Consider the following 13,345-nt stretch of genomic DNA (forward strand, 5'->3'; position numbering starts at 1 on the left):
AAAAGCCCGGCTCTGCGAGGCAGCAGCCGGGCTTCTCAGCGAGGCGCGAAATCAGAGTTTGATTTCGACGTAGGCCTCGTCGCGGATCTGCCGTAGCCAGGTCTGCAGTTCTTCGTCGTACTTGCGGTTACGCAGGATGTTGAGGGCCTGCTGCTCGCGGAATTTCTCGCTGCTGTCGGTGGCGCGGCGGCCGAGGACTTCCAGAACGTGCCAGCCGTAAGGCGACTTGAAGGGCTTGGACAGTTCGCCAGTCGGCGTCTTGGCCATCACCTCACGGAACTCCGGTACCAGCGCGTTGGGGTCGATCCAGTTGAGGTCGCCACCGTTGAGCGCCGAGCCCGGGTCTTCGGAGAAGCTCTTCGCCAGTTCGGCGAAGTCTTCGCCCGAGGTGATGCGCTGATAGAGGCGCTCGGCCAGACGCTTAGTCTCGGCTTCGCTGCGGATCTCGCTGGGCTTGATCAGGATGTGGCGCACATGCACTTCATCACGGACCAGCGTGTCGCCGCCACGTTTTTCCAGCAGCTTGATGATCATGAAGCCGCCCGGAGTGCGGATCGGATCGGTGACGCCGCCGACACTCAGGTTGCTGATCACCTGGTCCAGGGGTGGCGGCAACTGGGCGGCCTTGCGCCAGCCGATGTCTCCACCTTCCAGGGCATTTTCGCTGGCGGAGTTGGCGATCGCCAGTTGGCCGAAGTCGGCACCGGATTGCAGTTGGCTGTGAATCTCGGCGACCTTGCGTTCCGCTGCCTGGATCTCGCTCGACGACGCGCCTTCGGAGACCGCGATCAGCAGGTTGGCCAGGTGGAACTCTTCGGACAGTTGCATCTTGCCCAGGTCCGAGGCGAGGAAGTTCTGCACTTCCTGGTCGGTGACCTGGATACGCTCGGCCACCCGGCGCTGGCGTACCCGGCTGATGACCATCTCGCGGCGAATCTGCTCGCGGGCGGTCTGCAGTGACAGGCCGTCGTTGCGCAGGGCGGCGGCGAACTGGTCCAGGCTCATGTTGTTACGCTGGGCGATGGTTTCCATCGCCTGGTTGAGCTCTTCGTCGGCGATGCGGATACCGGAACGATCGCCGATCTGCAATTGCAGGTTCTCGGTGATCAGGCGCTCGAGCACCTGCTGTTGCAAGGCTTCGATGGGAGGCATCTGGGCGCCGCGCTTGGCCATGGTCTGCTCGACTTCGCGGATGCGCTCATCCAGCTGGCTTTGCATGATCACGTCGTTGTCGACGATGGCCACTACACGATTGAGCGGTTGTACGGCTGCCTGGGCGCTGCTGGCGCCCAGGAGAACGGCGCCCAGCAACAGCGGGCGCAGGCAATCAGAAAGCTTGTTCTTCACGTTCGCGATAACCCTGGATTCCATTGGAGAGGAAGGTTTCGGTCTTGTTGCCGACGACGCCGCCCAGACCTTTGAGGACGATTTGCAGGAAGATGCCACGGTCACCGGAGTTGTTGTCGTCCGGTCGCAGGCTGACTTCGTCGTAATCGACCCAGTAACGGTTGATCAGGCGCAGCTTCCAGCAGCAACTGTCGTATTCGAAGCCACCGAAGGCCTCGAGGGTACGGTTGCGGTTGTAGTCGAACTGCCAACGGCCGATGGCGCTCCACTGCGGCACGATGGGCCAGATGACCGACATGTCGTGCTGGCTGATCTTGTAGTAATCCTTGATGTAACCAGGCTGGCCTTCGACACCGAAGTCGCTGCCGCCCACTTTCCAGGTACCGGTGGACTGGTCGTAGTGCACCGAGTCATTGCGGTAGCGGTAGCCGGCATTGACGATCTTGCCCGGGTTGTCTTCAGGCTGGTAGTGGAACATCACGCTGCCGGAACGGGTGCTCTTGCTGTCCGGGTCCCAGTTGAAGTCGGACGTCAGGCGCCAGTCGCGGTTGAAGCGGAACTGGTAGTCGAGGGCGATCGGCGAAACCTGGGCAGTGGCGTCCTGGCGGTCGCGATAGTCGATGCCCGGCATCTGTACCTTGCGGTCCTCGAAATACAAGGCCTGGCCGATGCGGAAGCGCTGGCGCTCGAAGCCGTTTTCCTGGATCCAGCGGTTGGTCACGCCGAACGACAACTTGTTCTCGTCGCCGATGCGGTCCTTGCCGGAGAAACGGTTCTCGCGGAACAGCGATTCATAGTTGAACGAGGTTTCGCTGGTGTCGAAGACCGGGATGTCGCTCTGGTCTTCCTCCGGTACATAGAGATAGAACAGGCGCGGTTCGAGGGTCTGCCGGTAGTTGCTGCCGAAGTACTGGGTGTCGCGGTCGAAGTACAGGCCGCTGTCGAGGCTGAACAGGCCCACGCCACGGCTCTGGCTGCTCTTGAATTCCTCACCGCTGGCGGCCATCTGTGCCTCGCCCTGGCTGTCCAGGTCGAGGTCGTAGTTGGTCTGCAGGTACTTGATGGTCGGCTTGACATAGCCCCACGACCAGTTCAGCGGCAGGCTCACCCCGGGTTCTACGTGCAGGCGCGTGCCGTTGGCGCGTGCCAGGCCTTTGATGCGCTCGTCGTACCACGTCTCGGGATTGCCGTCTTCGTCGATGTAGTTGCCATTGCGCAAGCTGCGTTCGAAACGTACCGCTTCGGCACCGTAGGTGAACTGCAGGCCAGCAGGGTTGAACGGCAGGCTGCCGTTGATGCTCACCTGTGGCAGCTTGTTGTATGGCGTGATGTCGCTGATGGTCGCCATTTCATAGGCGTGGGCATTGAGTTTCGCGGTGAAGCTGTCGCCGCGCCAGGTCAGCGTGCCACGCTGGTTGACGTAGCTTTCGTTGCTGACCTTGAGGTTGCTGTCCAGGTCCTGGAAGTAATACGGGTCGCTGATGTCGGTATAGTCGACCTCGGTCAGCAGGCGCGAATCAAGGCCGCCAGTGTGCTTCCAGGTATACAGCCAGCGCTTGTCCTCGTACTCGGACTGCAGCTTGCGCTCGTCTTCCTGGTCATCGAGGAAGGCGGCGCCGACTTCACCCTCGCTGCTCTTGGTCAGGTAGCGGAACTGGCCTTCCATCATCAGGCCGCGCTTGGTCATCAGCGTCGGATAGAGTGTGGCGTCGTAGTTCGGCGCAAGGTTGAAGTAGTAAGGCGTCGAGATCAGGAAGCCGGTATCGCTGGCGGTGCTGAAGCTCGGCACCAGGAAGCCGGATTGACGGCGGTCGTCGATCGGGAAGTAGATATACGGGGTGTAGAACACCGGAATGTCCTTGACCCGCAGGGTGACGTTGGTCGCCGTGCCGAAGCCGGTTGCCGGGTTCAGGCTGACGTTGTTGCCCTTGAGCTGCCAGGCGTTGCTGCCGGGTTCGCAGCGGGTATAGGTGCCATCCTTGAGGCGGATGATGGCGCTGTCTTCACGCTTGGCGTACAGCGCGCTGCCGCGGATATGGCTCTGATGCAGCACGTACTCGGCGTTGTCGATCTGCGCCTCGCCGTTGTCCAGCTGGATCTCGGCACGGTCGCCGACGATCAGTGCGCCGTTGTCACGCAGGCGGACATTGCCGACCAGCTCGCCACGGTTTTCCGCCTGGTGCAGGTTCGCCTCGTCGGCCTCGACCTGGCGGCTGCCCTGACGCAGGACCACGTCGCCGGCGAGGGTCGCGGTCTGGCTCTCCTGAGCGTAGCGCGAGGCCTTGGCGGAAACGAAGGTCGGCGCCTCGTTCATCGGTGTCTTGTCGCTGATGCCGGGGCGTAGCGGCTCGATATAGGAGCCTTCGCAATACGGACCGACTTCGGCGAGCTGGGCGGCGGTCAGCTTGTCACGCGGAACCCAGTCCAGGTGGCTGTAGTCTTCGCTGCGGCTGCTCAGGCCGCGGCCCTTGCTCTCGGTGACCTTGACGGCCTGCTGCTGGGCTGGCGTGGTGGCGACATCCTTGCCGGCGCTCTGGACCTCGGCATCGCCGGCGGGCTCCGTCGAGCTTACCGATGACTCGTTATGCTTGGGCCGAGGCAGTTGTGCGCCGGAGGTTTCGTTGGGATTACAGGCCCAGCCACCGGCGGTGGACGCCTGGCAGGCGAACTGCTCGGCGGCGCTGGAGAACGGCGCGGCGATGGGTTGTATGGCCAGTAGACTGCCGGTAACCAGCAGCGGGAATTTTTTACGGAACATGGGGAGTTTTACTGCCATCTTGTATGTCCGGCTTCCTGCGCGCTGTAGGCCTTAAGGCCGCACGCCTCTCGATGGGCGGAAAAAGATCCCGGATAATAAAGCATGACCCGCATCACGGCTAGCGCCGTCGGAGACCCTGTAATGCCTGATCACGATGTACGCCTCCAGCAGTTGCAAGGCTGGCTGGACGACTGTTTGCCAAGTTTGTTCGCTTCTCTCGGCTGGGGTGAAGTGCCGTCTGCCACATTGAGCCCGGCGAGCAGCGATGCCAGTTTTCGCCGCTATTTCCGTTGGCAGGCAGCCGGGCGCAGCCTGATCGTCATGGATGCGCCGCCGCCGCAGGAAGATTGCCGTCCATTCGTGCGCATCGCCGGGTTGCTGCACGATGCCGGCACGCATGTGCCCCGGGTACTGGCGGCGGACATCGAGCGTGGCTTCCTGCTGCTCGACGACCTTGGCCGGCAAACCTGGCTGGAGGTGCTCGATGCAGGCAATGCCGATGCCCTGTTCGAGCAGGCCTTGCGCACCCTGGTCGGTTTCCAGCGTTTGCCGCAGGACCTCGGCTTGCCCAGCTACGACGATGCGCTGTTGCGCCGCGAGCTGCAGTTGTTCCCCGACTGGTATCTGCAGCGCCACCTAGGCGTGAACCTGGACCAGGCGCAGCAGCGCCAGTGGCAGGAGGTCTGCGATCTGCTGGTGAGCAGCGCCTTGGCTCAGGCGCGGGTGTTCGTGCACCGTGACTACATGCCGCGCAACCTGATGCTCAGCGAGCCCGACCCGGGCGTGCTGGATTTCCAGGATGCGGTGTATGGGCCGGTCAGCTATGACGCGACGTCGCTGTTCAAGGATGCCTTCCTCAGTTGGCCCGAGGCGCGGGTGCGCACCTGGCTCGAACGCTATTGGAGCCTGGCGCGTGAGGCCGGCATCGCCGTGCCTGACCGTTTCGAGGCGTTTTACCGCGACAGCGATCTGATGGGGCTGCAGCGCCATCTCAAGGTGATCGGCATTTTCGCGCGGATTTGCCATCGCGACGGCAAACCGAAGTATGTGGCCGATGTGCCGCGCTTCTTTGCCTATATAGATGCAGTGATCGAACGCCGCCCGGAACTCGCGACGCTCAAGTCGCTGCTGGCCAGCCTGCCGGATGAGGCACGTTCGGCATGAAGGCGATGATTCTCGCGGCCGGCAAGGGTGAGCGTTTGCGTCCGTTGACCTTGCACACGCCCAAGCCGCTGGTACGTGCCGGGGGTGTACCACTGATCGAGTACCACATCCGGGCGCTGGCCAGGGCGGGCTTTACCGAGTTGGTGATCAACCATGCCTGGCTCGGCCAGCAGATTGAGGATCATCTCGGCGATGGCTCGCGTCTGGGGGTCAGCATTGCCTACTCGCCCGAGGGGGAGCCGCTGGAGACCGGCGGCGGCATCTTCCGCGCCTTGCCTTTACTGGGCGAGGAACCGTTCCTGGTGGTCAATGGCGATATCTGGACGGACTTCGACTTCGGTTCCCTGAACCGGCCGCTGGCCGGGCTGGCTCATCTGCTGCTGGTGGACAACCCGGCGCACCATCCTCGTGGGGATTTCAGCCTGCTCGATGGGCTGGTCAGCGAGGCGCAAGAAGGCCAGGAAACGCTGACCTACAGCGGCATCTCGGTCCTGCATCCCGCGTTGTTCGCCGGCTGCGCGGACGCTGCGTTCAAGTTGGCGCCCTTGCTGCGCTCGGCCATGGCCAGGGGCCTGGTCAGCGGCGAGCGCTTCAGCGGCCGCTGGGTGGACGTTGGCACCCATGAGCGCCTGGCCGAAGTCGAGCGCCTGCTGGCGGGGGCGGCCTGATGTTCTGGCCGGTGACCTTGCTCGGCGCCGTGGCGGGGTGGGCGCTGGCCAGCATTCCTGGTGCGCTGCTGGGCGCGTTGCTGGGGCAGGTGCTTGACCGCCGTCTCAAGCTCACCTCCTGGGCGGCTGTGCGTGGCCGTTTTCGGGGCGCTGCAGTCGAGTTGGATGACGAGGACCTGTTATTCACTCTGTTCGGTCGCCTGGCCAAGAGTGACGGCAGAGTCCTGGAGTCGCATATCCAGCTGGCCCGTGAGGAAATGCAGCGCCTGGGGCTCGATGAGTCTGCCCGGCGCCGGGCGATGGAGGCATTCGCCCGTGGCAAGCAGGGCCGGGACGATATGCGGGCGCCGCTCGAACCGTTGCGCCAGCGTCCGGAGCGTGCCGAGGTGTTGTTGCGCGCCTGCTGGCGAATGGCCTGGGCCGATGGCCGGGTCAGTGCCGCCGAACAGGCGCTGATTCGCCAGTGGGCGCGCTGGCTGGGCTGGAGTCAGGATGCCCTGCGCGCCATGGCCGACGAATACCGGCCCAAGCAACAAGAACGACCTTCCGTGGCGCCTGTAGGCGACTATCACGCGGCACTGCGTTTGCTGGGGGTGGATGGCGCGACAGAGCCGGCGGCGATCAAGCGCGCCTACCGCCGCCTGCTCAGCCAGCATCATCCGGACAAACTCGCCGGCGCCGGGGCGACGCCCGCACAGATTCGCGCGGCCACCGAACGCACCGGCGCGCTGCATCAGGCTTATGAGCTGGTGCGCTCGCGGCGGGGGTTTTGAGGAGGACAAGCGTACATCCCGCAACGGCACAGATTGCCCGTTCCTGCTGACGTGCGATCTGCTTATTTGCTTCCCGGAATCCGCTTGTCCAGCCAGCCGCGGATACGCCGATAGAGTTGCTCCTGCTCGTCGTCGCGATTGCCAGGGATGGCGTTCAGGGCGACCTGGGTGTAGCGCTTGTCCTTCTCGCGCTTGCTGGCTTGCAGGCGCAGGCGGGCGGCGTCCTGCTCCGTTGCGCTGTCTTTGTAGTAGAAGTCGCCCACCGCGATGTTCAATGCCGGCACCAGCTCGTCCAGTGCAGGCTGGAGCCCGACGGGCACCTGCGGTGCGATGACGATCAAATGAGCGACCTGCGCCGGCTTGCGTTCGGCGACGAAACGCGCGGCCCAGTAGCCGCCTTCGCCGTGGCCGACGAGTACGACAGCCTTGGTCTTCTGTTCTTCGGCAAAGCCCAGGCCGGCCTCGATGCGGGCGAAAACCCGTTCGGCCGGATCGGCCACGGGATGGGCGGATTGGCTAGCATCGACGGCCGCGTTGGCCGGCTCGCTGCCTGGCGGCGGGTCGGCGGCTTCGGTCGTTGCCGGCGGTGTGCTCTTGTCGTCGTTCGACGGCTCCGGCGCGGGCGGGCTCGGCGACGTCTCCGCGGGCGCTGGCTGGCGATCCGGCAGGGACAGGACCAGGGTGCTCCAGCCCGCATCGGGCAGTTTGTTGCGCAGCGGCCCCACGGCCAGAGGCCAGTTCGCGCTTTCGCCATCGCTTGGAATGATGATGGCGATACCGGTCGATTCGGCGCGGTTGGCCGGTTTCCACAAGGACAGGAATTCACTGTCGCCGGCTTTCAGCACCTTCTGTTCGCGCTTGGGTAGCAGGCGTTCGAGAGCACTGGCCCGCTCGGCGCTGCGTTCGGCCAGCGCGGCACGTTCGTTCGGCGGGCTAGCCGGGGGGGCATCGGCTGGCGCCTGGGCGGGCTCGTCAGCGGCCAGGCACATGGCTGGCAGCAACGCCATGGTGGCGGCGAACAGGACCTGGCGTACGGGGGATTTCATCGCGGGGGTTTCTGCCTGGCGGTCGGTTCGAGCAGACTAAGCGCTCGCGCCCTGTTTGTCAGGCGCTCCGAACGAGCCGTGGAACGCAATTCAATGAAACCAATCGTGCTGGCCCTGCTGCTGATTTGCCCGGCCTGGTCGTGGGCCGCCGCCGTACCCGCCGGGGCGGTGCTGAGCCCGGCGCAACGGGGCTGGCTGGCCGAGCATCCACGGCTGCGCGTCGGTGTTGTGCTACAGGCGCCTTATGCCGAGTACCAGCGCCGTCGACAGCAGTTGTCGGGCATGAGCGTCGAGTTGCTCGAAGCCGTGTTCAAGGGGCTGCCGGTCGAATTCAACTGGCATGGCTATGCCGATCAGCAGGCGCTGGAAGAGGCCCTGCGCAAGGGCCGCATCGACCTGGCTCCAGGGCTGAGCCAGAGCCCGGCAGGACTGCGCCTATGGCGTTACTCCGATCCGTACCTGCGCGTCCCGCACCTGCTGGTTGGCGAGCGCCAGGGGGGCGTGGGGATCGAGCTGGAGCAACTGGAGGAGAATGATCTGATCGCCACGCGGGTGCCGAGCGCGGTGGCCGACTACCTGCGCGGCAACTATTTCAACCTGCGCCTGCTGCCGCAGGCCTCGGACCGCCAGGCGCTGCAGGCGGTGCTGGAGCAGCGCGCGCGATTCGCGGTGATCGACCAGGCGCAACTGAGCCGTCTGAGTCAGGAGGCGGAGTTCGTGCCACTGGCAGTGGTCGCCGATATCGGCTCACCGCAGTTGCTGCGTATCGGCACCCGGGCTGACTGGCCGGAGCTGGCCGGGATCATGGACGCGGCTCTGCAGGCCTTACCGGTCGCGACCATGGAGCAGTTGCAGGAGCGTTGGCTGACGGCCAAGGCGCCAGGGCTGAGCGATTCGCCGCGCTTCTGGCGCAACCTGTGCCTGCTGCTGCTCACCCTGCTGGGCATCACCACGACGTTGCTGATGGTGGTGCGCCGCCAGCGTGGTCGCCTGGAACACAGCCTGCTGGCCGCACGCCAGGCGTTGGCGGTGCGCGAGGCGGCGGAGAATGCCCTGCGCCTGACCCAGTTCTCCAATGACCACAGCACGGTCGGCATCCTCTGGGTCAATTGGGACAGTCATGTGCGCTACGTCAACCAGGCGGCCGGACAGATGCTGGGCTACGCCGAGGGGGGGCTGGACGACAGGCCGCTGGTGCTGGTGGAGCCGACGTTGAGCATGGATCGCTGGTTGAACCTGTGGCGTCGCGCGCGCAATGAAGAGGGCCCGCTCAGCTTCGAAAGCAATTGCCTGCGCGCCGATGGCTCCAGCATGCCGGCGGACGTGTCGCTGAGCTTTCTGCGCTTTCGCGATGCGGAGTACCTGGTGGTGTATATCACCGACGTCACCGAACGCCGTCGGGCCCATGCCGCGCTGCTGGAAAGCGAGTCGCGGCTCAAGGGCATCGCCGCCAACGTGCCTGGCCTGGTGTTCCGCCTGGAGCGCAGCCAGGCCGATGCCCAGGCTGAGTTCGCCTTTATCAGCGACGGTTGCGAAAGCCTGGTCGGCTACCCCGCCTCGACGGTCATGGCCCCGGGTTTCGGCCTGCGCAGCCTGGTTCACCCGGATGACAAGGCGTCCTATCACGCGGTACAGGATCACGCCTTCGCCGCCGCTGCCGACTGGTATTGGCAGGGGCGGATCGTCACCCGCGACGGTGAGTCGCGCTGGGCGGACATTCGTGCCCGCGCCCGGCAGCTCGACGAAGACCGGGTGGTCTGGGATGGGGTGGTCTGGGACATCAGCGAGAACAAGCAGATCGAGCTGCAACTGGCCGAATCGCGTGCCCAGTTGCGTGAGTTGTCCGCGCACCTGGAGAGCGTGCGCGAGGAAGAGAAGGCGCGCATCGCCCGCGAGGTGCATGACGAGCTGGGCCAGGTGCTGACCGTGCTCAAGCTGGAAACCTCGATGTGCGAGCTGGCCTATGGCGAGCGCGATGCGGGCCTGCGCGAGCGCCTGGGCAGCATGAAGAAGCTGATCGCCAACCTGTTCCAACTGGTGCGCGACGTGGCCACCGCCCTGCGCCCGCCGATCCTCGATGCCGGTATCTGCTCGGCCATCGAGTGGCAGGCAAGGCGCTTCGAGGCGCGCAGCCAGATCCTCTGTCAGGTGGATGTGCCGGAGTCGCCGCCGTCGATTTCCGATGCCAAGGCGGTCGGCTTGTTCCGGGTCCTGCAGGAGGCCTTGACCAACGTCCTGCGCCATTCCCAGGCGCACACGGTGGAGGTGAGCCTGAAGCTCGAAGGCGAGCAGTTGTGCCTGAGCATCAGCGACGACGGCCAGGGCTTTGCGCCGGGCGCGACCAGCGCGCAATCTTTCGGCCTGGTCGGCATGCGTGAGCGCATGCTGATGCTGGGCGGTACCTTGCAGCTACACAGCCAGCCGGGCGAGGGCACCAGCCTGTATGCGCGGGTGGCAATCGATAGAGAGGAAGCAGCGTGATCCGTGTCCTGGTAGCCGAAGACCACACCATCGTCCGTGAGGGCATCAAGCAGTTGATCGGCCTGGCCAAGGACCTGCAGGTCGTTGGCGAGGCCTGCAACGGCGAGCAACTGATGGAGACCCTGCGCAGCGTGGCGTGCGAGGTGGTCCTGCTGGACATCTCCATGCCCGGCGTCAACGGCCTGGAGGCCATCCCGCGCATCCGCGCTCTGAGCAATCCGCCAGCGGTGCTGGTGCTGTCCATGCACGACGAGGCGCAGATGGCGGCACGGGCGCTGAAGATCGGCGCGGCGGGCTATGCGACCAAGGACAGCGACCCGGCGCTGCTGCTCACTGCGATTCGCAAGGTGGCGGCCGGTGGCCGCTATATCGATCCGGACCTCGCCGACCGCATGGTGTTCGAGGTTGGCCTGACCGATTCGCGGCCGCCCCATGCCTTGCTATCGGAACGCGAGTTTTCGGTGTTCGAGCGCCTGGTCCAGGGCGAGGGCGTCAACGAGATTGCCCAGCACCTGTCGATCAGCAGCAAGACGGTGAGCACGCACAAGGCGCGGCTGATGCAGAAGCTGGGCAGCAATTCGGTGGCCGACCTGGTGCGTTATGCGATGGAGCACAAGCTGGTGTAGTGCGTTTAGAGAGGTAGAAAACCCTCTAGTGCAGGGCTTGCGGCGATCTGTCTGTGGCCGGCCGCGTCGCGCCGGTCTATGATCGCGGCAGCCAGCACTCAGGGAGTGATAACAACGATGAAGAAGCAGGTTTTCGGCGCCGCAGTGGTCATGGGCGCTTCGATGGTCTCGGCATCCGCTCTTGCCGACTACATCACGGTGATTTCGTTTGGCGGGGCCAACAAGGATGCGCAGAAAGTCGCGTTCTACGACCCCTTCAAGGCATCTTCCGGGACGACCGTGGTACGCGGCTCCTACAACGGCGACCTGGTCAAACTGCGGGAAATGATCGATATCAGCCACGTCTCCTGGGACGTGGTCGAGGTCGAGGCGCCGGAACTGGCCCGTGGTTGCGAGGAGGGGCTGTTCGAGCCGCTCGACCCTGCGGCCTTTGGCAAGGCGAGCGACTACGTGCCTGGCACCCTGCAGCCTTGCGGCGTGGGCATCTTCGTCTGGTCGACGGTGATGGCCTACAACAGCGCCAAGGTCAAAGGCCAGCCCGATGGCTGGGTGGACTTCTGGAACCTGCAGAAATTCCCGGGCAAGCGCGGCCTGCGCTGGGGGGCCAAGTACAACCTGGAGTTCGCCTTGATGGCCGACGGTGTCGCGCCCAATGAGGTCTACGCCACTTTGTCCACTCCGGCGGGCGTCGAGCGGGCCTTCAAGAAGCTGGACGAGATCAGGTCGCAGATCGTCTGGTGGAAGTCCGGCCAGGAGCCGGTGCGGGCGCTGGGCAGCGGCCAGGTGGTGATGAGCTCCGCCTACAACGGCCGTATCGCCGCGGCCAGGAGCGAGCAGCCGCAGTTGGCCTTGAGCTGGCGCGGCGGGATTTATGACTTCGACTACTGGGCATTGCCCAAGGGCGCCTGGAAGACCGCCCTGGCCAAGCAGTTCGTCCAGTTCGCCAGCCAGCCGGCGCAACAGAAGGTGTATGCCGAGAACATCGCCTATGGCCCGGTCAACCTGAACGCCTCCGCGCAATTGCAGCCGGAGGTGCTGGCCAACCTGCCCACTGCGCCGCAGAACATCATCAACTCCGTCGGCATGGACGTGGCCTTCTGGGCCGCCAATGGGCCGGAGCTGGAGAAGCGTTTCGAGGCCTGGGCGAAATAGCCTCTCCAAGGCTCCAGGCTGCAAGCAAAGCGAAAGCGCTCCCCGGTTTTCTCGCTTTACTTGCAGCCTGAAGCGGGTGCCTGCCTTGTAGGGCAATCCCTACAAACCATCTTCCTGCCGCCTTATAGCAATTTGTCATCGCGCCCGATTTGCAGGGCATAGCCGTGCCACTACGCTTGATCCAAGCAGACAAGAACCACAGGTGCGGTGATGGCCGATACTCCTTCCAACGATGTGCTGGTCAGTTTTCGTGGCGTGCAGAAGAGCTACGACGGCGAGACCCTGATCGTCAAAGACCTCAATCTGGACATTCGCAAAGGCGAGTTCCTGACCTTGCTCGGACCCTCCGGCTCGGGCAAGACCACCAGCCTGATGATGCTCGCCGGCTTCGAGACGCCAACCAATGGCGAGATCCTCCTGGCCGGGCGCTCGATCAACAACGTGCCGCCGCACAAGCGCGACATCGGCATGGTGTTCCAGAACTACGCGCTGTTCCCGCACATGACCGTCGCCGAGAACCTGGCGTTTCCGCTCTCGGTGCGCGGCATGAACAAGACCGACGTCGCCGAGCGGGTCAAGCGTGCCCTGGGCATGGTCCAGCTCGACAACTTCGCCGGCCGTTATCCGGCCCAGCTCTCCGGCGGCCAGCAGCAGCGCGTGGCGCTGGCCCGGGCGCTGGTGTTCGAACCGCAACTGGTGCTGATGGACGAGCCGCTCGGTGCGCTGGACAAGCAACTGCGCGAACACATGCAGATGGAGATCAAGCACATCCACGAACGTCTCGGCGTGACCGTGGTGTACGTGACCCACGACCAGGGCGAAGCCCTGACCATGTCCGATCGCGTGGCCGTGTTCCACCAGGGCGAGATCCAGCAGATCGCCCCGCCGCGTGAACTCTACGAGTCGCCGCGCAACACCTTCGTCGCCAACTTCATCGGTGAGAACAACCGTCTCAACGGCCAACTGCTCAGTCGTGATGGCGAGCGTTGCGTGGTGGGTCTGCCGCGCGGCGAGAAGGTCGAGGCGCTGGCGATCAATGTCGGCCAGCCGGGCGAGCCGGTGACCCTGTCGATCCGTCCCGAGCGCGTGCGTCTCAATGGCTCCAGCGAACAGTGCGCCAACCGCTTCTCCGGGCGCGTGGCCGAGTTCATCTACCTGGGCGACCACGTCCGCATCCGTCTCGAGGTGTGCGGCAAGCCTGACTTCTTCGTCAAACAGCCGATTGCCGAGCTCGACGCCAGCCTGCAGGTTGGCGATGTCGTACCGCTCGGCTGGCAAGTGGAGCACGTCCGTGCGCTCGATCCGCTTCTGGCGGACTGACAGCTCACGG

At 64.6% G+C, this 13,345-nt stretch carries 10 protein-coding genes; 7 read left to right on the forward strand and 3 right to left on the reverse strand.

Going from position 1 to position 13,345, the window contains the following annotated elements; translation table 11 throughout:
* Positions 1-51: 51 nt before the first annotated feature.
* On the reverse strand, positions 52-1,347 hold the full coding sequence (locus tag ACSZPK_RS04675; RefSeq protein WP_437880211.1) for a peptidylprolyl isomerase: 1,296 nt from the start codon (positions 1,345-1,347) through the stop codon (positions 52-54).
* A complete protein-coding gene (locus ACSZPK_RS04680; protein ID WP_437880212.1) occupies positions 1,328-4,123 on the reverse strand; it encodes an LPS-assembly protein LptD in 2,796 nt (931 codons plus the stop codon). Before ACSZPK_RS04680 ends, ACSZPK_RS04675 begins: the two co-directional genes overlap by 20 nt.
* A gap of 123 nt (positions 4,124-4,246) precedes the next feature.
* Here ACSZPK_RS04680 and ACSZPK_RS04685 point away from each other — a divergent pair, with 123 nt between their 5' ends.
* Genes ACSZPK_RS04685 through djlA form a run of 3 tightly spaced genes read left to right on the forward strand, consistent with a single transcriptional unit; the run spans position 4,247 to position 6,710 of the window.
* Positions 4,247-5,269 (forward strand): aminoglycoside phosphotransferase family protein, encoded by a 1,023-nt coding sequence (locus ACSZPK_RS04685; protein WP_437880213.1) that lies wholly within the window; start codon positions 4,247-4,249, stop codon positions 5,267-5,269.
* Entirely contained in the window at positions 5,266-5,937 is a 672-nt protein-coding gene (gene murU / locus ACSZPK_RS04690) for an N-acetylmuramate alpha-1-phosphate uridylyltransferase MurU (protein ID WP_437880214.1), read from the forward strand. The genes ACSZPK_RS04685 and murU overlap by 4 nt, the downstream gene beginning before the upstream one ends.
* On the forward strand, positions 5,937-6,710 hold the full coding sequence (djlA, locus tag ACSZPK_RS04695) for a co-chaperone DjlA (protein ID WP_437880215.1): 774 nt from the start codon (positions 5,937-5,939) through the stop codon (positions 6,708-6,710). Before murU ends, djlA begins: the two co-directional genes overlap by 1 nt.
* Before the next feature lie 62 nt (positions 6,711-6,772).
* On the opposite strand, the gene ACSZPK_RS04700 is transcribed toward djlA, so the two are convergent.
* The gene (locus ACSZPK_RS04700) at positions 6,773-7,756 is read right to left on the reverse strand and encodes an alpha/beta hydrolase family protein (RefSeq protein ID WP_437880216.1); all 984 of its coding nucleotides are present in this window, start codon (positions 7,754-7,756) and stop codon (positions 6,773-6,775) included.
* 93 nt (positions 7,757-7,849) lie between these two features.
* On the opposite strand from ACSZPK_RS04700, the gene ACSZPK_RS04705 reads away from it, so the two are divergent.
* From ACSZPK_RS04705 to ACSZPK_RS04720, 4 genes are all read left to right on the forward strand, one after another.
* Positions 7,850-10,237, forward strand: a complete 2,388-nt coding sequence (locus ACSZPK_RS04705) for a PAS domain-containing sensor histidine kinase (protein ID WP_437880217.1) — start codon at positions 7,850-7,852, stop codon at positions 10,235-10,237.
* Entirely contained in the window at positions 10,234-10,863 is a 630-nt protein-coding gene (locus tag ACSZPK_RS04710) for a response regulator (protein WP_437880218.1), read from the forward strand. The genes ACSZPK_RS04705 and ACSZPK_RS04710 overlap by 4 nt, the downstream gene beginning before the upstream one ends.
* A 117-nt stretch (positions 10,864-10,980) precedes the next feature.
* Positions 10,981-12,015 carry an ABC transporter substrate-binding protein gene (locus ACSZPK_RS04715; RefSeq protein WP_437880219.1) on the forward strand — a complete coding sequence of 345 codons (1,035 nt, stop codon included), beginning with the start codon at positions 10,981-10,983 and terminating at the stop codon, positions 12,013-12,015.
* A gap of 210 nt (positions 12,016-12,225) precedes the next feature.
* Positions 12,226-13,335, forward strand: a complete 1,110-nt coding sequence (locus ACSZPK_RS04720) for an ABC transporter ATP-binding protein (RefSeq protein WP_437880220.1) — start codon at positions 12,226-12,228, stop codon at positions 13,333-13,335.
* Positions 13,336-13,345 lie beyond the last annotated feature (10 nt).

The organism is Pseudomonas sp. LRF_L74 (assembly GCF_965644255.1).
Lineage (GTDB): Bacteria > Pseudomonadota > Gammaproteobacteria > Pseudomonadales > Pseudomonadaceae > Aquipseudomonas.